15 protein-coding genes and 3 riboswitches are annotated in these 21,291 nt (G+C 44.2%); of the genes, 13 read left to right on the top strand and 2 right to left on the bottom strand.

What is annotated here, in order from left to right; all coding sequences use genetic code 11:
- Nucleotides 1-35: 35 nt before the first annotated feature.
- A riboswitch (cobalamin riboswitch) is annotated at nt 36-232 on the bottom strand.
- 83 nt (nt 233-315) lie between these two features.
- Nucleotides 316-537, top strand: a riboswitch (cobalamin riboswitch).
- Nucleotides 538-705: 168 nt separating this feature from the next.
- From BN3283_RS14020 to BN3283_RS13985, 8 genes are all read left to right on the top strand, one after another.
- On the top strand, nt 706-2,178 hold the full coding sequence (locus tag BN3283_RS14020) for a PepSY domain-containing protein (protein WP_059027123.1): 1,473 nt from the start codon (nt 706-708) through the stop codon (nt 2,176-2,178).
- 10 nt (nt 2,179-2,188) lie between these two features.
- Nucleotides 2,189-2,755, top strand: a complete 567-nt coding sequence (locus BN3283_RS14015) for a histidine phosphatase family protein (protein ID WP_350308234.1) — start codon at nt 2,189-2,191, stop codon at nt 2,753-2,755.
- 27 nt (nt 2,756-2,782) lie between these two features.
- Entirely contained in the window at nt 2,783-3,352 is a 570-nt protein-coding gene (locus BN3283_RS14010; protein ID WP_041503542.1) for a cob(I)yrinic acid a,c-diamide adenosyltransferase, read from the top strand.
- A gap of 106 nt (nt 3,353-3,458) precedes the next feature.
- A complete protein-coding gene (locus BN3283_RS14005; RefSeq protein ID WP_059027121.1) occupies nt 3,459-4,940 on the top strand; it encodes a cobyric acid synthase in 1,482 nt (493 codons plus the stop codon).
- Nucleotides 4,937-6,004 carry a pyridoxal phosphate-dependent aminotransferase gene (locus BN3283_RS14000; protein WP_052634625.1) on the top strand — a complete coding sequence of 356 codons (1,068 nt, stop codon included), beginning with the start codon at nt 4,937-4,939 and terminating at the stop codon, nt 6,002-6,004. Before BN3283_RS14005 ends, BN3283_RS14000 begins: the two co-directional genes overlap by 4 nt.
- 11 nt (nt 6,005-6,015) lie before the next feature.
- Nucleotides 6,016-6,960 carry an adenosylcobinamide-phosphate synthase CbiB gene (cbiB, locus tag BN3283_RS13995; protein ID WP_059027120.1) on the top strand — a complete coding sequence of 315 codons (945 nt, stop codon included), beginning with the start codon at nt 6,016-6,018 and terminating at the stop codon, nt 6,958-6,960.
- A 182-nt stretch (nt 6,961-7,142) separates the two neighbouring features.
- Nucleotides 7,143-10,418, top strand: coding sequence for a hypothetical protein (locus BN3283_RS13990; protein ID WP_059027118.1), 3,276 nt, complete (start codon nt 7,143-7,145; stop codon nt 10,416-10,418).
- A 336-nt stretch (nt 10,419-10,754) separates the two neighbouring features.
- Nucleotides 10,755-11,210: a hypothetical protein gene (locus tag BN3283_RS13985; RefSeq protein ID WP_059027116.1), complete on the top strand. Its 456-nt coding sequence runs from the start codon at nt 10,755-10,757 to the stop codon at nt 11,208-11,210.
- A 69-nt stretch (nt 11,211-11,279) separates the two neighbouring features.
- Here BN3283_RS13985 and BN3283_RS13980 read toward each other — a convergent pair whose 3' ends face one another.
- Entirely contained in the window at nt 11,280-12,584 is a 1,305-nt protein-coding gene (locus BN3283_RS13980; protein ID WP_059027114.1) for a cobyrinic acid a,c-diamide synthase CobB, read from the bottom strand.
- A gap of 204 nt (nt 12,585-12,788) precedes the next feature.
- Nucleotides 12,789-12,998, top strand: a riboswitch (cobalamin riboswitch).
- A 53-nt stretch (nt 12,999-13,051) separates the two neighbouring features.
- Between BN3283_RS13980 and BN3283_RS13975 the strand changes: the two genes are divergently transcribed.
- Nucleotides 13,052-15,292: a TonB-dependent receptor gene (locus tag BN3283_RS13975; RefSeq protein ID WP_059027111.1), complete on the top strand. Its 2,241-nt coding sequence runs from the start codon at nt 13,052-13,054 to the stop codon at nt 15,290-15,292.
- A gap of 83 nt (nt 15,293-15,375) precedes the next feature.
- The gene (locus BN3283_RS13970; protein WP_041505177.1) at nt 15,376-16,302 is read left to right on the top strand and encodes a sirohydrochlorin cobaltochelatase; all 927 of its coding nucleotides are present in this window, start codon (nt 15,376-15,378) and stop codon (nt 16,300-16,302) included.
- 68 nt (nt 16,303-16,370) lie between these two features.
- On the opposite strand, the gene BN3283_RS14560 is transcribed toward BN3283_RS13970, so the two are convergent.
- Complete coding sequence (locus BN3283_RS14560; RefSeq protein WP_147625637.1) at nt 16,371-16,592, bottom strand: hypothetical protein; 222 nt, start codon at nt 16,590-16,592, stop codon at nt 16,371-16,373.
- Nucleotides 16,593-16,796: 204 nt separating this feature from the next.
- Here BN3283_RS14560 and cobJ point away from each other — a divergent pair, with 204 nt between their 5' ends.
- From cobJ to cobM, 3 genes are read left to right on the top strand one after another with little or no spacing between them, the layout of a single operon-like run.
- Nucleotides 16,797-18,206 (top strand): precorrin-3B C(17)-methyltransferase, encoded by a 1,410-nt coding sequence (cobJ, locus tag BN3283_RS13960; protein WP_041503439.1) that lies wholly within the window; start codon nt 16,797-16,799, stop codon nt 18,204-18,206.
- 53 nt (nt 18,207-18,259) lie between these two features.
- A complete protein-coding gene (locus tag BN3283_RS13955; protein ID WP_059027108.1) occupies nt 18,260-19,444 on the top strand; it encodes a bifunctional cobalt-precorrin-7 (C(5))-methyltransferase/cobalt-precorrin-6B (C(15))-methyltransferase in 1,185 nt (394 codons plus the stop codon).
- Between the two features lie 4 nt (nt 19,445-19,448).
- A complete protein-coding gene (gene cobM / locus BN3283_RS13950) occupies nt 19,449-21,260 on the top strand; it encodes a precorrin-4 C(11)-methyltransferase (RefSeq protein WP_059027106.1) in 1,812 nt (603 codons plus the stop codon).
- Nucleotides 21,261-21,291: the final 31 nt, after the last annotated feature.

Raw genomic sequence — 21,291 nt, 5'->3', positions numbered from 1 at the left:
TTTATCTTTCTCCTCTCGCTTTTGTTCCCGAAAGCTATGGTTTACGTGCTTTGGCAGGTCTTCTGACTTGTTCCGAATTTTGCCGCCTTCCCGGTTTCAACCAGTGACATTGAAGTACAAAATTCTTTTACAGGAACTTACAGCTGCGGGTACAGTTCCGGATTCACACCGGATTCCCTATTCTGTTTCACCTCAAGAAAAGAGGTATCGCACCAAAACGGCACAAAAGTAATACAAATTTCTTTATTAGAAACACTATTACCATTTTTTATTTCATGATATTTTTCCAGAAATAACATCATTTCAAAAAAAATTGTACATTTGCAGCGTTTTGGTGTTGTGTTATCATTCTAACTAACACACAAGAGGGAAACCGGTCAGAATCCGGTACAGTACCCGCTACTGTGATGCCCGCTTCTTCTGAAAAGAAGATATATGACGGATAAATTCTTACACCACTGTTCCAGCGAATACGAGGGAATGGGAAGGTATCTATCCGGGGCGAGTCAGGAGACCTACCGAAACCAATAGTTAACGCATATGCTCGGGGTTAAGGATAGCGTTACTGAAATGTTTTTCATCAAAAATGAAAGATTTTAACTATCAAGCCGTTATTGAATCGTTATCGAGCGATTCGATAAGAGTTCCGATGAATTCCTGGCGTGAAGTAAGCAACATATTTATAAAACTATAAACTAAAAAGATATGATTAAATTTTTTATTCACGTACACCGGATTCTCGGACTTTTACTCTGTATACTGTGTTTTTTATGGTGCATTTCCGGTATAGTATTGATATACCACTCCTTTCCCCGGGTAGGACCGGACAAAAGACTTCCTCGCCAGGAAGCCCTGGATACCTCTCGTCTACCCGCAATCAACGAGATACGGCAACGTTTACCCCAAAATGTACTCTCGAACAACTTTAATTTAAACAATCCCTTCGGCGAACCGGTTTTCCATTACGGCAGATGGCGTGAAGTAACCGATCTCTACGCCGACAGTACCTATATCCTCCCTTCTCCCATCTATTCCCTTTGCGAGGAGAGAGCCAAATACTGGTGTCCGGATCGTAACATCACCGAGGTCGATACACTCCGCAAATTAGAGGTATGGATTCCTTTCGGACAATTGAAAAAAGACCTGCCTATCTACAAATTCTATTTTGACGGACCGGAACATTACCAACTTTATATCTCTTCCCGTACCGGAAATATCCTACAGTTCTCTTCCCGGGAACAACGCTTTTGGGCCTGGATAGGAGCTATTCCCCATTGGTTATACATCACCTCTATTCGACAGGATATACAAAAATGGGATACTCTTTTGTATTGGAGTTGCTTACTCAGCCTTATCATGTGCATCAGTGGAATCTTTCTCGGAATCCGAGCCTACTGGCTGGCCCGCCGGAAAGGCTTTCTTCATTCTCCCTATACAAAGCCGTGGTTCCGCTGGCATCACATCACCGGTTTCTTTTTCGGTATCTTTATCTGTACTTGGCTATTCAGTGCATGGGCGCCCATATCACCCACCTTTTCCAATTTATTCAACAATAACAAAAAGGCAGGTAACGCGTTCAGAAGCCGTCCTTCCATCGCGGCTGCTCCTCCCATCGAAAAATATAATCTGGATTACCGGAAGGCTATTGCCGAAGTATCGAAAACACATGGTCCTGTAAAAGAGATTACCTGGAGTAATTACAACGATATACCACTTTACAAATTACGGACAGTGGAAAAAGAAATTATTCTGGATGCATCCGCCGACTCGATACGCCCTTTTCAAATCACCGAAGAGACGATCTACGCTGCCGTAAAGAAACTGACGGCCGATACGGTTCACTACACCATCGTCAAAATGGAAGAATACGATAACTATTACATCTCCCGTCGCAGAACTTTACCTCTACCTGTCTATAAAGTAACGTTGGATAATGAATCCGGAGATTGCTATTATTATAATTTGAAATCTTTTCAACCGCAACATTATGATAACAACGGACGTTGGAAACGCTGGGCCTTCCGGGGATTACACCGGTTGGATTTCAAATTTCTAATCGATCGTCCCGTATTATGGACAATCGTCATGTGGGGACTTTTGCTCGGATGTGCCTTTGTCTCCGTGAGCGGGATTGTTTTATCCGTAAAATACATCATCAGATTGGTAAAAAGACGATAGTAACAAAAACTTGAATTTGTTTATTACCTTCGCGGGAAAGAATCAAAGAAGAGATGCCATGATAGAACTCACTCTTACCCGTCATGGGGAAACGTTAGAAAATCAACAACATATTTTGCAAGGGCAACTCCCGGGCACCCTCTCCCCGTTAGGTATTGAACAAGCAAGAAAGTTAGCCGAGAAATTAAAAAATGAAAGAGTGGATGCCGTCGTATGCAGTGATCTGGCCAGAAGCCGGGAGACGGCCGAAGTAATCGCTTCATTTCACGAATTGGAGCCTGAAGCGACCCCCCTGCTCCGGGAAATGGACTGGGGCGTATACACGGGACAACAATTGGACGATGTAAATTGGAGCGATTTACCGGATAGTGTCGAATCGGTAGATGAACTGTTCAACCGGGCTGCCGCTTTCATCCGGTATTTAAAGACATATCACGAGGGAAAACGAATCGTCGCCGTAGGCCACGGAGCCTTTAACCGAGCCATCGCCACTTACCTGCAAGGAAAAAAAGCCATGGAGATGACCGAATTACCAATTATGGAAAATACGGCCTGCATTTTATTTCAGATTTTATAAACAAACATTCCATCGACACTTACAGACATGAAAATATACACCAAAGGAGGAGATAAAGGAACAACAGGAATACACGGGGGAAAACGGGTCGACAAGGACGATCCTCGCATCGAGGCCAACGGAACCCTGGACGAATTGAACTCTTGTATCGGACTTATCCGGGCCCAAATCGGAGAAAGGCACGAGTGGCAGGAGATGCTCCATTTCATTCAAAAATCCCTCATGACCGTTATGTCCCACGTGGCAACTCCTACCGCCTTACGTCCCCAAAATCCGAATCCGCTTCCCGAAGATTTAGATATTTGCTGCGAGCAAGAAATAGACCGATGGCAATCCGCCATCCGACATCCCTCCTCACATTTTATTCTCCCAGGAGGAACACTCGTTTCCGCTCAATGTCATATGGCTCGCACCATCGCCCGACGAGCCGAAAGACGCTTATGGACATTAAACAAAGAAGAGGAGGTCACTCCGGTTATTCTTCGGTTTATCAATCGCTTATCGGATCTCTTTTTCACGCTGGCCCGCTATGAAATGGATTTACAAGGGACGGAAGAAGAACGTTGGCAATCTTTTCTATACAAGAAAAAATCTTAAACGACAATATTTGAAAAATTCATCTTACAAACTACCAAAATAAATTTGCACCGCGCTATATTTGCATCGTGTTAAGCTGGCAAGTGAAATTTAAAATTTTCTATTTATGCGGTTAAAACCCATCATGTTCGTCGGGACTTGCTCCGATGCTGGAAAAAGTATCGTGAATGCCGCTTTTTGCCGCATTTTTAAACAAGACGGTTATTATCCGGCCCCGTTTAAAGCTCAAAACATGTCTCTCAATTCCTATTCCACTCCGGACGGATTGGAGATCGGACGTGCTCAAGCCGTACAAGCGGAAGCCTGCATGATTCCACCGCAGAGTGATATGAATCCCGTGTTGCTAAAACCGACGAACGAACAAAGTTCACAGGTCGTCTTAAATGGAAAGCCGATCGGTAATATGACGGCCAAAGAGTATTTTCTGGCGAACAACAAAGCGGAACTGTTTAATCAGGCCTACGCGGCTTACCAACGCCTCTCCCGGCGATACAACCCTATCGTGTTAGAAGGAGCGGGAAGCATATCCGAACTGAATCTGAAGAACAGGGATATTACCAATATGCGCATGGCTGTCCGCACGGGAGCCGCAACTTATCTCGTGGCCGACATAGACCGGGGGGGGGTATTCGCTTCGGTATACGGCTCTATCGCCTTACTCGACGAAGAGGAAAAGCGTCAGATTAAAGGCATTATCATAAACAAATTCAGGGGAGATGTCTCTCTTTTCGATGAAGGAAGAAAAATCATCCGCGATTTGACCCGTATTCCCGTGGTAGGAGTCATTCCCTATTTCCGGGATATCCATATAGAAGATGAAGATTCAGTGGCACTCGAGAATAAAAATGACCGGGCAACGAAAGGAAAAATCAACGTGGCGATCATCCTCTTGAAACGCCTATCCAACTTTACGGATTTCAACATACTGGAACAAGATCCCAGATTTCATGCCTATTACACGAACAATACCCGGGAAATCGAAAAGGCCGATATCATTATCCTGCCGGGTTCTAAAAACACCATAGCCGACTTACAGGATATCCGTTCGAACGGAATTGCCGATGCCATACTTCAAGCCCACAAATCGGGGAAGAAAATCATCGGAATATGCGGAGGGTATCAAATGTTAGGATCCAGAATAGAAGACCCATTCCATATCGAAGGAGAGATCGACGCGATTCCCGGATTAAGTATTTTTCCGACAATCACCGTGTTGGAGCCGGAAAAGATCACCCGCCAATGCAGGTTTCGATTCAAAGGACTCGAAAATACCTGCGAAGGCTACGAGATTCATATGGGAGGGACGACTCTTTTGAACGATTCTCCGGCATCACCTTTAAATAGATTGAGCGACGGGCGAGAAGACGGATACCTTCTCAATGATAAATGTTGGGGCACCTACCTACACGGTATATTAGACAACAGTATCGTTCTAAATGAGTTGGCGGAAGGATTGACCCCGATGGCTCCATCCGAATTCGATTATGCCGCCTACAAAAACAGGCAATACGATTTACTGGCCGATCACGTGAGGGCTGCCGTAGACTTAGCCTATATCTATTCCACTTTAAAAACAGATGAACGATGATACACGGACACGGAGATGATATATACAAGGCCGCCGGAGAGATAAAAGCGAACTTTTCCACGAATGTCTGGTACGAAACAGATATCAACCTATTGCAATCGGTTATCCTGCAACAAATGGACAAGATCCTCCATTATCCGGAACCCGATGCGGGATCTTTTGTGGAAATAGTCGCCCGGCATTATGGAATCTCCTCCGAGAATGTAATTGCAGGTAACGGGGCAACCGAGCTCTTCTACCTCATCGCTCATGCTTTTACGGGAGCCAATACCTGTTTGCCGATCCCCTCTTTTACAGAATACGAAGACGCCTGTTCGTTATATAAACATCGACTCGCTTTTATCCCTTTTTCCGAACGGGAATGTACTCCGGAAGAAATAGGAAAAATTTGTCCCGAACCGGAACTCATGTTTATCTGTAATCCGAATAATCCGGACGGACGAGTATGGGAACTTGACCAGATTCGGAACTTACTCCGACATCACCCCCGAATGACACTTGTTGTGGATGAATCCTTTATTGATTTCGCCCCTTCTGCTTATCCGGCAGAAGGGCTGCTGGAACAATTTCCGAATCTATTAGTAATCCACTCCATGACCAAGAATTTTGCCATTCCGGGACTCCGGTTAGGCTACCTGTTAGGAAACGAGCAACTGATCTCCCGGATTAAAAAGTTCAAACAACCCTGGAGTATAAACGCTCTTGCCATTGAAGTCGGAAAATACCTCTTGACACATGGAGAGGACTTACTTCCCGATACACAACATCTGTTACGCAGAAAGCAAACATTCGTGACAGCCCTGCAAAAGATTCCGGGATTCCGTCCCCAACCCTCCGAAACCTCCTTCTTTTTAGTCGAGACTGACTGGAATTCAACGGTTCTAAAACATATCCTCCTTGAAAGATACGGACTTCTGATTCGGGATGCCTCCAATTTCCGGGGACTAAACAACCGCTATTTCCGGGTAAATACCCTGACCGATTTTAAAAACGGCCTGCTGATAGAGGCATTACAAGAACTTGGGGCCAACGAAGGTTCTCCTGCCAAAACGAAACCGTATTAAATCTTCCGACCATGTCCCTTCTACCTGTTTTGCTCCCTTTAATCTCCGGTTACATCCTGGACCTGCTTTTCGGAGATCCTCGCAAACTCCCTCACCCCGTCGTGGCTTTCGGGAACTTAATCAACTGGTGCGAACGTCATTTGAATCAAGGAAAATATCGAAAAACCAAGGGATGTTTAGTAGCTCTGCTCCTACCGCTTTTCATATGGGGGATCGGTATAGGAATTTCAATCCTAACCTGGAAAATCTCACCTGTCTTCTATTATATCGTCGCTTCCGCTTTCGTCTTCTACGGATTAGCCAACCACAGTTTGATCCAAGAAGGAAGAGAGGTCATAGATACGTTGGAAAAAAAAGGAGTAGAAGCCGGACGCAAACGTCTGTCCTGGATCGTGGGACGAGATACCTCTCAACTTCCCCCGAAAAAAATATACACGGCGGTTTTGGAAACCATGGCCGAAAATTTAAGCGACGGCGTCGTTGCCCCGCTTTTCTTTTACGCGCTCGGCGGATTTCCCGCTATGATGGCTTATAAAATGATCAATACCCTCGACTCTATGGTCGGTTACAAAGATCCCAAATACAAAGATTTCGGATGTTGTTCGGCTCGCGTTGATGATATTTTCAATTATATCCCTGCCCGGATAACAGCCCTGTTTATTGCCATCGTCGGTTATCGGAAAGGAATCTTCAATTTTATCCGGCAATACGCTCGGCAGCACGCCAGCCCTAATTCCGGCTACCCGGAATCCGCAATGGCCGGAAGTTTGGATTGCCGATTCGGGGGACCCAACATCTACCACGGTATACTTGTCGATAAGCCATATATCGGGACCAACGATCGGGAACTCTCCCGCACGGACTTTCGTCGTGCCGCCCGCATCAACCAAATGGTTTGTTTACTTACGCTCCTGATAATCTCTATTTTCTACACTATATTCGCTTATAACGCGTAATTCTCGATCAGAAATACGACAAAAGCCTTTTCGCTTCTGTTTTTTTCGACATTTAATCCGTTCCGAATCTTATACTCGAACAATCTTTCCTTATTTTAACAATACTATGTATTACATAATAGTTTTTTTATTTATATCTTTGGGACGTACTAAAAATAAATCACAAAAAAACAAAACCTGCAATGATGGAAAAAACAACTCTAAAAGCTGCCATAACTTACGAGAGCAAGTTAGTAAAAAGAAACTGGTTATTTTATCTCTTTATTTTCGGGGTATTCATATATACTTTAGGCCAACCCTTATTGGATACTTACCAATACGAATACATCAATTGGAGAAAATTTGTATTTGCATCCTCCTTTTCTTTATTCGGGATTCACTTTTTAAACTTGTTCCAATCGATAATTGTCGCTTTTATCGTCTGCGATATCCATAGGAAACGGAAAAAAGCCGAAACCCGGGAAGTGCTTTCAGCACGGCCCATCGGTAACGGCCGATCTTTTCTCGGAGAAATTTTGGGTATTCTTATCCCATTCTTCACGATAGATGTCATCTTTGTAATTAGCTTAATGTCTACGGGAATATTAATACCGGATTCTCCCGTTAACTTGTGGGTAAATCTTTTTTATCTACTCACTTACGTGTTGCCCACGCTTGTTTTTATTACCGGGTTATCCGTATTGGTAAACAGGTTAGTTAAACACCCTTTCGTCAGCTGGCTTATCCTGATCGTTTTTCTCTACTTAGCGTACACCTACCTGACGACGCCTCTTCACGGGATATTCGATTTCCGGGGAAGTTCGCTGCCGAACTCTTTTTCCACCTTAGTCGGGTTCATGCACATGGAGAATTACCTGCTCCAGCGAGGTGCGATCCTGTTATTGGGTATAAGCCTGCTCTACTTCGCCGTACCCTTCACGAAAAGACAACCCGGTACTCCCGGTAAAAAACGTTATTTAACCATTCCCGCTTTCCTGTGTTTCGTACTGGCCCTGGGCCTTGGCATCGTATATGTTGAAAAATTTCAAACCCGCCTGAAAAACAGGATCGGGTATCGCGAAATTTTCTTGAAATACAATGAATATCCCAAGGCTCGTGTAACTGAGCACGATATCACCTATCGACCCGGGGGAGATAAATTCTCGGCAACAAGCCGGATGAAAATCCAAAACCGGAAAAAAACAACAATGGAGCAACTTCTGCTCTTCCTAAACCCGGGATTAAAGATCGACAAGATCGAATCCGGGGGACAAAACCTTCCCTTTCACAGGGACCGGCAGGTGATCGTCATCAAGCGTCCCCTGGCTCCCGGGGAAAATATCGAGATAGAGATCACGTACGGGGGAACGATCGACGAGGATATTTATCAGGTAAACATCCCCGACGACAAATTCTTCTCTCCCCGCACCGATCGTGAAGGTGAAAACTATGGTAACCGTACGGCTTTTGTATCGGATAAATATACCTTGCTTCTGCCGCAAGTGATGTGGTACCCGACGGCAGTTCCCCCTGTCTGGTTGCAGGCATCCAAAGAGACTAATTTCACGGATTATACCCTCCATGTCAAAAACCCGGGCGGGATGACCGTTTTATCGCAAGGCAAACCGACGAGAGAGGGCGATAACGTCACGTTCAACAATTTACAAAACCTGACCGGGTTAACCCTCTGTATCGGGAATTACGAGAAAAGGGCGATCACCGTAGATTCCCTTACCGTCGAGTTTTACACTTATCCGGGAAATAGTTTCTATATGAAATATTTCGATGAATGGGAAGCCTTGAAAAAAGATAACCCGGACCGGGAGAAAAATTTAAAAGAGATTTTTTATGAATGTAAAAATGAAATCGAATACAATACTCCCATCCCTTACCCCTTTAAATATTTTAAATTGATCGAGGTTCCTTCCTCCTCCTATTTTTGGACCAACAAAACTTCGTTTAGCGATAACAATTCGTTTAGCGATAACATCCAACCGGAAATGGCTCTTTTCTGGGAACGTTTATGCAGAGTAGAATCAACCCATCCCGGTACTCTTTCAAAAGATCCTAATCAAGACGAAAGCGTGGAGGAATACGTTCTGTACCGCTACATGCCCTCTATTCTTGGTAGGATAGGAATAAAAAACATTTTCTCGAATTACAATAGCAGCCTCACGTCCGATTCGTACCAGGGTATAGAATTGATATTCAAAAATATGATAAACCCGAGACTATCGGAATCCAAAATAAGTCCGAAAATATTAAATCATTTTGCAGAGAAGGGGTTGAAAGGAATTATCGCGGAAGGATACAGCAGGGAACAAAGTTCGGCCATTTCTTTAAAAGTTTCGCATTTATTAGGCTACCTTGCGACAATCACCACCTGGGACTCCTTAAACCGTTTCATGCATGAATTCAACGAGCGTATCCGTTTTCAAGAAACCGATTTCGACTCGTTCCTCGAGGAATTCGAGCAACGGTTCGGACAGAACATCAAACCTTACATGGACGAGTGGTACACGGGCCACCAGATACCCCTGTTAACGATAAAAGACCTCTCCCTCAAAACGACGGGAAAGACACGGATCATCGATTTCAAGGTGGGCAATATCAGTGAAACGGACGGTATCGTTTCACTCCTTATAACTGATATGTACGGTGCAATAACCGGATACGACCGAAATTACCTGATCAAACCCGGAGAATTTAAACGAATCGTCATTCATGCAAACATCGAACACCGGTTAGAATTGACCACCAACTTTTCGGGCATTTTACCCAATGATAACATTTTATTTTCCCCGGGAGAGTTCCCCTTCTCAGGTCCCGTACCGAAAGAAGGAGTCACGCCGATCGATAGAAATGAATTCTATCCCCCGGGAGAGATCGTCGTCGACAACGAGGACGAGAATTTCCAGTTGATCGATTCGGCAAACAACCGAAAACGATTAGCCGATCTGTTCAGAAACGAGAGCGATCAGGAATACGTCAACCCGCAAAACCTTAAAGCTAATGCTTGGAATCCTATATTAAAAAAAGGAATGTACGGCAATCGTATCCGTAGCGCATTTGTAAAAGAAGTCGGTACCGGTCAATTCAAAGCCGAATGGACTGCCAACCTTCCGGAAGCCGGAAAATACGAAATATTTATCTATCGGCCTCATTATACGACATCAAGAAGAGATATATATACGACCGACTTCCCGGGAATGAAAAATTACTATACCGTCTACACTCCCCAAGGAAAAGAGGAAATAATCTTAGAAGTTCAAGAAGGAAATTTCGATTTGTCAAACCTCTACCTCTTACCGGAAGAAGAAGCCTGGATATCGCTGGGCAAGTTTAACCTGCCGGCCGGAGAATCCCGTGTTGTGTTGGACGACAGGGGAGTAGATCATCCTTTTACATCAGAGAAATATCCTTATTCATTTATTCAGCTCGTGATTGCCGATGCCGTTAAATGGGTAAAGGAAAAGTAAACGGATCATTGAAACTCCGGTAATGTTATGATTAAGAGATTAGGTGATTACCTCAATCTAATCTCTTAATCATTTTTATATCTACTTATTTTTCATGTACGGGTGCTCGTATCCTGTAATTACAGGAAAAGGTTAACTACCGATCGGAGAATTAGCCGTTACATATCCCCCAATCGCAGGCCAATAAGTTAATCCCTTGTTCGTTTTTTTATATTTATTCTTAAAAGACGATAATACTTTTCTACCTTTAAAGCATTTTATTATAAGATATAGCGTCTAATCATACTTTTTTTTATTTGGAATAGCGAGAATAACGATCCTACAATATCCTATCTTATGAAAACAAGCTCAATTCTAAAAAGCCTCTTATTCGGCATCCTATATTGGGGATTCGTACCTCCTGCCTCTGCCCAGCAAATATCCTATGACCGTATAACCCGAATCGATAGCGTTCACCCGTTAAAAGATTCCATCCGTTCGGAAGAAAACTCACCTCTTCCGTTCTGCATCCGGTTTTCCCAAACGGACAAACAAAAAAAAGAGATTATCCGGATATATATCCAAGAAAAAACGGCCACGGAATGGAATACGTTCATTTATGAAGAATACTACGATGTCATAAGTATTTTCCGGAAATATTATATCCCGAGAAAAGGAGAATTTCAATTGATTGTCGAATACAAGCTCACAAACGGTAAAATAGAAAATTATACCTCTTCCATAAAGTCATTAAAAAGCATCGAACTCATCCTCGATGGAAAAAAAAGAACGATTAGAGAAAAGAAGTTATAGTCCCTTTTAAGAAAGGATGCCTCTCCTATTCATCGTATTAAAATAAAAAATATAATCCTTTTTCAAAAATCAAATAATCGAATACAAGGACTGAAATGTTTCCTCATCCCAATAAAAATGGATATAGGAAGCCAACACGTGTTTATAATGATAAATCGGCGTGTCCGTTTCCCGCCCTTTAGCACTATATGTTTTTCCAACCGTAGGGATAAACCGATCTCCGGACACTACCCGGGAATAGTGGAATTCATGTCCCCGGAATACCATACCGTCGATCTCTATCCGCCGATATCCCAATTTCAAACCCATCTTCTCCATGGTCGCCCTATGTTTCAAAAGTCCTGCCATAGGGTATACCTTTCCGTCCATACCCGAAATAGAATCACAAAGATACATCATCCCCCCGCATTCGGCAAAGACTTTTCCTCCACTCTCCCCATAATCCCGAATCGAAGCCAACATTTCCCCGTTGGCAGATAATTCGGGCAAATAGTACTCGGGATATCCGCCGGGTAGATAGACAAAATCCGATAACGGCAGCTCCCGGTCCCGCAAAGGACTGAAAAAAGTAACTTCACCCATTCGTTTCAATACCTCCATATTTTCACGGTAAACAAAGTTAAAGGCCTCATCCATGGCAACAGCGATCCTCAATCTTTCGGTTACTCTCCTCTCACTAACAGCAACCGGTTCAAAAGCCCTTCGGGTCAACTCCAATAAACGATCCACATCTACCGTCCGTGTGATAACCTTCGCCACCCGGCCGGCAAATGCATCAAAATCGAAAGTTTCATCAAGAGTTAACCCCAAATGCCGGGAAGGCACCTCAAAATCTTCCTGTTTCGGGAGGTATCCCAAAGCTTCCATACCGACATCCTCGCACGCTTGTTGCAAATAAGAGTAATGCATAGCGGAACTGACAAAATTAAAAACGACCCCCGCAACCTGCAACTTCGGATAAAAATGTTTGAAACCGTACAGGACAGGGGCTACGGAATAAGCCGTCGACCGGGCATTCAACAACAATATCACGGGAATATTCAACAAAGCGGCAATTTCCGCACTACTCCCGTTCATGCCGTCATAACCGTCGAATAGGCCCATTACCCCTTCGGTCACGCATACGTCCGAATGTTCGCCATAACGGGCATATACCTCCCGTACACGCTTTTCAGCAGCCATAAAAACATCCAAATTCACCGATTCTTCCCCCGAGGCAATGGCGTGATACTTCGTATCGATATAATCCGGTCCGCATTTAAAGGGCTGTACGTCCAAGCCTCGATCCTTCAAAGCCCGCAACAAACCGATCGTAAAGGTAGTTTTCCCGCTTCCAGAAGAAGCCGCTCCGATTAAAAACTGTGATTTCCGCATTTGATCCGAATTGAAGGACAAATATAATGATAATTCATGATTGCGGATAAAAAGATTGAGTGATTAAAAAATTTTGAGATAGAACAGCACACAGGGACGGGTGCTACAGGTTATTTTCCTTTCGACCGGATATAGCTCTTTTTTATGCTCCGATTTAACTTGTCATTTTTTTCAAGTATTTTTTTATTTCAAATCAAAAAGTAATACATTTGCACTGTCTTTGGTGTTGTGTTGCATATCTGCTAACACACAAGAGGGAAGCCGGTTGGAATCCGGAACAGTGCCCGCTACTGTGATGCCCGGTCCTTTAAAAGAAGGATCAAAGAACAGATTCTTACACCACTGTCCGATTGCGGACGGGAAGGTATCGTTCTTAGGCGTAGTCAGGAGACCTGCCGAGACATATAGGTAATAACTATTCCCGGGGTCAGGAATAGAATTATAAACAGCTAAAATTAATCATTGTAATGAAAAAGTTTGTTGTGTTAACAGCTTTGCTGTTATCGGTTGTCAGTGTTTCACTCGCCGGCATCACCCTAAAAGGAAAAGTCGTCGATGCCAAAACCCAAAAAGCTCTCGCGGGAGCTAACGTGAGATTGATCGGCACGAATATAGGTATCGCAACGGATAACAAAGGTGAGTTTACCCTGAAAAACATCGCAGAGGGGACATACATCCTCAGAGCCAGTTTTTCCGGTTATGAAACGGAAGACATAAAAGTAAACAGTAGCACAGAAGAGATCGTTTTCAAACTATCCCGGACGCCCGTAAACTTGAATCAGGTCGTTGTCACCGGTACGGGAACTCACCGCAGACTAAAAGACTCTCCCGTACCCGTGGAAGTTTTAAGCGGAACAGAAATAAGAAAAGCCGGAGTCACCTCCTTCGAGGACGCCTTATTATTATTAAATCCCTCTTTCAACATCCGTCCGACCGTCATGGGTTCTTATTTCACGATGAACGGGTTGGAGAACAAACATATTCTAATTTTAGTGGACGGGAAAAAAATGGCGGGAGATGTTTCCGGCAATACGGACTTGTCGCGTATTGATATGAGCCGGGTAAAACGAATCGAAATACTGAAAGGAGCAGCCTCTTCCCTCTATGGTTCGGAAGCCATTGCCGGAGTTATCAATGTCATTACCGAGCAACCCAAAGAACCTATCAGCATCCAATCCAAAACCCGGTTCGGGGGAAAATCCAGTTTCGTCCAAAACGCCAGTTTAGACCTGAACTTCGGTAAATTTACCTCCTCAACCTCTTACCAAAGACGCCAATCGGACGGGTGGAAATTAAGTCCCTACGAAACAAGCGCAGATACGGTCGTTCCTACCAGGAAAGAATCCGTCAACTCCTTTTTTTCCAATATCGTAAGCCAACGTTTCACTTACGAGCCGAACCAGAGGCTATCGCTTTATGCCCAAGGAAGCTATTTTGACCGGGAGGTGAACCGTCCCGTCCAACACAAGAAAAGCGACGGAGGCTACACGTACGATTTGACCTATATGGATTACAATTGCGGTGTAGGAGGAAAATACCTGTTTGATAACAAAGCCTATATTGCTTTAGATTTATACATGGACAACTACGAGTATAACAAGCTTTATACCGTGGCACAGGTGGTCAAAAACGACACGACCTTCCGGGTTGGCGACGAGGAACTGACCAAACGTCAAAAGTACTATAATGCCAATCTGAGAAGCGTATTCCGGGTCGGTGATTTTAACAAATTCACCGTGGGTGCCGAATACGTGGACGACTACATGAAAAATCCCGGCAGCTTGGATGAACCTAAAGAGGTATATACACTCGCCATTTATGCACAGGACGAAATACGCCTATGGGACAAACTTCAGATCCTTCCCGGATTCCGTTACGTTTACCATGAAAATTTCAAAAACAGGTTTACCCCTAAATTAGCCTTGATGTACTCTTTGAAAAAATTCAATTTCAGGGCTGCCTATTCCGCCGGTTTCAAAGCACCGACCTTACAGGAACTCTATTATGATTACGAGAACCGGGGATCCATTACCATCGGAAATCCGGATTTAAAACCAGAAAAATCAAACTATTACAGTTTGAACGTCGAATATGTCGGAAGATTTCTGAATATCTCGGTAAACGGATATATCAATGACATTAAGGATATCATTGACAGTTACGAATTGGAATTAACGGAAGAGGACAAGGAAAACGGAATCAAAACGAGGAAAATGTATCGCAATTTAGATAAAGCGCGTGCTCAAGGGTTCGATATTTCCGTTAACAGTTATCTCGGATACGGTTTCTCCGCAGGTGGAGCCTATAATTGTGTTTATGCCAAAGACCGAAAAACCGGACACCGGTTGAACGAGGCCGTAAGACACGCGGCCACCTTCCGTGCCGGATGGATGCACGAATGGAACAAATACAGACTGAACGTAAATGTAAACGGAAGAATACAAGGACAAAAATACATCTATTCCGAAACAAAGGATAAAACGACGGGGAAACCCATCTATACGGACAAGAGCGCCCCGAAATATCAATTATGGAATCTGGCAACCACCCACACTTTTGCCCCGGTAGGAAACTTCTTCTTTGAGGTGAATGCCGGAATAGACAATATTTTTGACTGGACGGACGATCGTCCGAACGGGGTGAATTACGCCACGCTCAATCCGGGCAGGACCTTGTTTGCCAGTTTGATTATTCGTTTCACCAAATAACCCATCTCCCCGGAGATGTTTGAAAAACACATCTACCCTTTTTTAGAATTTTCGAACATCCCGGGGATTATCCCTTTCTTGTCATGAAAAACATATTATTTGTCATCTTATTACTACTTTTCCACATAACTCTCTTCGGACACGGAGAAGGTTTTAAAGAATCCGACATCTTTAAAACAGTAGGGCCCAACGATAAAATCGCTCTTCTCGTCGTACATTTCGGGACAACCCATGACGATACCCGGGCCTTGACCATTGATGCCATTAATCAAAAAATGAAAAAAGAGTTTCAGACTATCGAAGTCCGAGAAGCTTATACCTCCCGTATGATTATACGCCGTCTAAAAGAAAAAGGTGTTCGGAAACCAAACCCGACAGAGGCGTTAAACAAATTGGCAACAGAAGGCTATACTCATATCATCATACAGTCGACGAACATTATCGAGGGTGTCGAAATGGAATCATTACGTCGGGATGCGGCTCAACTACAATCCAAATTCAAGGATATCCGTATCGGAAACCCGTTACTCTACTCACCGGAAGACTACCTTAAAGCCATAAAAGCAATCGCCGCAGAATTAAAAGGAAAAACGAAAGGAGAATGCGTATTTGTCTGCCACGGAACTTATCATCCGGGAAACGCCTCTTACGGTATGCTTGATTACATGATGAAAGCAGAAGGACATAAAAATTACCATATCGGAACCATAGAAGGCTATCCGACCTTTGAAAATGTACTGTCCGGCCTTAAATCATCCGGAAGTAAAGAAGTTACCCTTATCCCCTTTATGTTCGTAGCCGGAGATCACGCTAAAAACGATATCGCCAAAGAGTGGAAAGAAAAATTGGAAAAAAACGGATATCGTGTTTCTCTCTTTCTGAAAGGATTAGGTGAACATTCCCGCATTCAGGATATTTTCATCCAACATGCACGTTACGCGGCTACCCACAAAAAAGAAGATATCGTAACCAAGAAAAAGAAATACGAAATATCGGACGATATCGAGTGATGGAAGAATTAAGAGATAGAAGGATTGAAAAGATTGACGATTGTAAATTGTAGATTGTAGATTGTAAATTAAAAAGCAGCAGCCAATCTTGAATTTACAATGAACGGAGGAGAGGGAAGGATAAAACGAGGGAACATAAACAAGGAACGGCAAGCGTCGCATGCGGTTTCCGGAATGTCCGGACGACGGAATGTCCGAGCGAAGCGAGTCCCGGAGACCAGGGAACGGAAACCGTCTACACGACCGTCGGGAACGTCCCGGTCCCCCGAGGGGTATCCCGAAGAGATCAAAAGATTAAAAAGATGCTGGAATTAAGCAATTTAGCGATCGAATGATTAAAAATATTGACGATTGTAAAGAAGGCAAGAGCAAAACTCAATCAGAAATCATTTATACCCCATGGGCTTTTAAAACTTTATCGATTTGAAGAACCTTATGGATTCTATGAAAGTGAAATAAAAAAAGTAACTTTGTTCCGGTTAAACAATTCAAATATGAATAACGGAAAAATATACGTAGCGGGTATCGGTCCGGGAAGCAAAGAAGATATTACGCCTGCCGTACGGACAGCCATAGCCGATTCAGACGTTGTTATCGGCTATAAATACTACTTCGGATTCATTCAGGAAATTATCGGCAGTCACGCAAAATGTGTCGACACGGGAATGAAAAAAGAACAAGATCGGGCAGCAGAAGCTTTCCGGCAAGCTCAAAACGGGAAAACAGTTTGTGTGATCAGCTCGGGGGATGCCGGCATATACGGTATGGCTCCCCTTATTTTGGAAATGAAAAAAGAGTTAAACAGCGACATCGAAATTGAGATTCTTCCCGGCATCAGTGCCTTTCAAAAGGGAGCGGCTCTTTTGGGTGCACCGATCGGACACGACTTCTGCATCATCTCCCTTTCCGATTTAATGACCCCTTGGGAAAAAATCGAAAAACGAATAGCAGCAGCTGCTGCTGCCGATTTCGTCACAGCCATATATAATCCGAAAAGTGAAGGCCGTTACTGGCAACTTCATCGTTTAAAGGAGATCTTTTTAGAGTATCGCCAACCGGAAAACCCGGTCGGGTTTGTCCGTCAAGCAGGCAGAACGGAACAAAAGACAAAAATAACTACCCTTACCGATTTCGACCCGGAAGAGGTCGACATGTTTACCATCGTAATTATCGGTAATTCTCAATCCTACGCGTGGGACAATCACATCATCACTCCCCGCGGCTACTATCGGGATCAAGAATCCGACACCGAGATGAAAATAGGGCAAGAAATTATGATTCAAAGTTTCCGTACCATAGCCTCGGAATTAAAGAACAAGGATATACCTTTGGATCGGAAATGGGCATTATTACACACGATCCATACCACAGCCGATTTCGATATGGAAAATATCTTTTACTCCGATCCCTTAGCCGTGGAGAAATTGTACCAAGATTTCAAGGAGAGAAAGATCCGGACAATCATTACGGATGTTACGATGGCCGCATCGGGTATCCGAAAAGGAGCTCTCGAACGTTTAGGAGTATCCGTAAAATGTTATTTGCATGACGAACGAACCGCTGAAATGGCTAACCAGCTGAATATTACCAGGACACAAGCCGGAATCCGGTTGGCAGCAGAAGAACATCCTGAAGCTTTGTACGTTTTCGGGAACGCCCCCACCGCCCTGATGGAACTCTGTTCGTTAATCCGCAAAGGGAAAGCCCGTCCCGCGGGAGTTATCGGAGCACCCGTTGGATTCGTCAATGTACGGGAATCCAAGCATATGCTTAAATCATTCACCCGTATACCCAAGATTATCATAGAAGGACGTAAGGGAGGAAGTAATCTTGCCGCTACAATTGTCAATGCTATCCTTTGCTTCGACGATGCGTCGCAATTACGTCCCGGAAGAGATTTATAATTTCAGATACCCTATTTGCGTTCCGTGTGTATTTCATTTTTAATTTTATTCTTATGGAATTTATTGTAATCGGATTGGACGACAACAAAGAACCGGATTTTAATAAGCATATCCGTTCGCTCATCAGTAGTCATTCTGTTTTTTCCGGAGGGAAACGACATCATGAACTCGTTAAGAAGTTGCTTCCGCCCGATTACACTTGGATAGATATAACCGTTCCCTTGGACAACGTATTCCGACAATACGCCTTATGGGGGGAAATCGTTGTTTTTGCTTCCGGTGATCCTCTTTTTTTCGGGTTTGCAACTACGATCCAGAAACGATTGCCTCAGGCAAAGATCATACTATACCCCTGTTTCAATTCGTTACAAACCCTGTCACACCGCCTGCTTCTGCCTTACCACGACATGCATACGGTCTCTCTTACAGGGCGCCCATGGCATGAATTCGACAAAACATTGATTGAAGGAGGGAAAAAGATAGGTATTCTGACCGACCGTGAAAAAACGCCCCCTGCCATTGCCCAACGAATGCTTGAATTCGGATACGACAACTACCAAATGACCGTCGGTGAATTACTGGGAAACACAGAAGAAAGAATACGGAGGTTCTCCTTGCCGGAAGTCTGCAAACAAGAATTTCAATTCCCCAATTGCATTATCCTCGAACAAACTTATCCCCGAGAGCGACCTTTCGGCCTCCCGGAAGAGGATTTCCATCTGCTGAACGGAAGAAGCAAGATGATCACGAAAATGCCGGTTCGCTTACTATCTTTAAGCATGTTAGATCTCCGATCCCGGCAACATTTATGGGATATCGGATTTTGTACCGGTTCCGTATCCATCGAAGCTAAACTACAATTTCCCCATCTTCATATTACCGCTTTCGAACAACGACCGGAAGGAGAAGAACTGATGTACGCCAACTGCCAAAAGTTCGGTACCCCGGGAATCGAAATCATCGCAGAAGATTTTACCACGGCAGACTTGACAGGCATCCCCTATCCCGATGCCGTTTTTATCGGCGGACACGGGGGAAAAATGAAGGAGATCTTACATATCCTAAGCGAAAAGATCGTTTCGGGAGGCCCTGTCGTATTCAATTCCGTCTCGGAAGAGAGCAATCGATTATTTACCGTTACGGCGGAACAATGCGGTTTTACGATCACCAAACGACACCGTATAACCGTCGATCAACATAACCCGATAGAAATTATTCAAGCGACAAAAAACAGTTAATCATATGAATTCGATAGCCATCATCATAGCCTCGGATCAGGGAGCCGAAACGGCTCGGACCATCCGCCGGGAGATGCCAAACAGCGAAATATTTTCATCGATAGAACGAGAAGGATGCACTCCTATCGACTCCATCGCCACATTTACCGCAGTTCATTTCCATGATTTCGACGCTCTCCTGTTCATAGGAGCTTTAGGTATATGTGTTCGGACCATAGCCCCCTGTATCCAATCCAAATACAAGGATCCTGCCGTGATCAACATAGACGCCGTAGGGAAACACGTCATCCCGGTTTTGTCAGGACACGTGGGAGGTGCAAACGAATTAGCCAAACGCATAGCGGGAATTATCGGCGGAGAGGCCATTATTACCACGCAGAGCGATAATACAAACCTATGGGCTCTCGATACCCTCGACCGCCAATTCGGATGGAAAGCGGAAAAAACACACCCGATGAACGAGATCATCGCCGCCTTTGTAAACAAACGCCCGACGGCCCTGTTGTTGGATATCAGAGACAAAGGCACAAACTATATGGAACATACCTGTCCTGAACATGTAGAACTATTCTATCGATTTGAAGACGTTCCTCAAGAACGCTTTCACTTGTTGATCGCCGTCACTCCCCGCATTTACAATTTTTCCATACCGACCCTTATCTTCCGCCCCCCTGTCCTCCACATGGGAATAGGCTGTAAAAGGAACGCTCACCCGGAAGGAACGTGGGAATGGATAAAAAAAGATATGACAACCAAAGGCTTATCTCCTTTATCTCTAAAAAGCATTTCCACTATCGAACTAAAAAAAGAGGAGCCCCTTATCCGGGAAATCTCCCGACAAACAGAACTTCCTCTTACCGTATATGCGACAGAAGATCTACAAGGCATAGCGGTTCCCAATCCTTCCGAAAAAGTTTTCGAAGTTACCTCTGTTTACGGAGTGGCAGAAAGTACAGCTTTGAAAAGCGCCCGCAACGAACAGCTGTTTATTGAAAAACAAAAAATGTCCCTTCTTGAAGGGAGCCATTTTACCTACGCCATAGCATGCGATGCCCTTGCGGAACGTAAAGGTTTCATAGAAATTGTCGGCGCCGGACCCGGGGATCCCGAATTAATTTCCGTAAAAGGAAAGCGCTTCCTCGAACAGGCAGACCTTATTCTGTATGCCGGTAGTCTGGTCCCCGTGGAACTAACCTATTACGCCAAACCAGGAGCAACCGTACGCAGTTCTGCTTCTATGGATTTGGAAGAACAATTCGCAATTATGAAAGAGTTTTACGATAAAGGACTCTTTATCGTCAGACTTCACACCGGAGACCCTTGCATTTACGGGGCGATTCAAGAACAAATGGCCTTTTTCGACGAATACGGCATGCACTATCACATTACGCCCGGAATCTCTTCTTTCCTGGCAGCAGCAGCAGCTTTACAATCCCAATTCACCATACCGGAAAAAGTACAGACCATTATCCTTACCCGGGGAGAAGGCCGCACCCCGATGCCGGAAAAAGAGAAACTACACCTGTTGGCCCGGTCACAAAGCACTATGTGTATTTTCCTAAGTGCTTCTATCGCAGAGCAAGTACAGAGCGAGTTGTTGGAACATTATCCGCCCACGACTCCGGTAGCTGCCTGTTACCATCTGACTTGGAAAGACGAACGGATTTACCGGGGAGAATTAAAAGATTTGGCCCGGATCATAAAAGAAAATCACCTGACTCTCACCACAATGATCGTTGTAGGAGAAGCTATCGATAACAGACAGGGACTTTCCAGGCTCTATTCGCACCAATTCAAACACTTATTTCGCAAATAAAATAATTTGATCGTAAATTACAAATTGACAA

Source organism: Gabonibacter massiliensis (assembly GCA_001487125.1).
GTDB lineage: Bacteria > Bacteroidota > Bacteroidia > Bacteroidales > Marinifilaceae > Gabonibacter > Gabonibacter massiliensis.
Note: the sequence above shows the minus strand (reverse complement) of the source record. Positions and strands in the feature narration are given on the sequence as shown.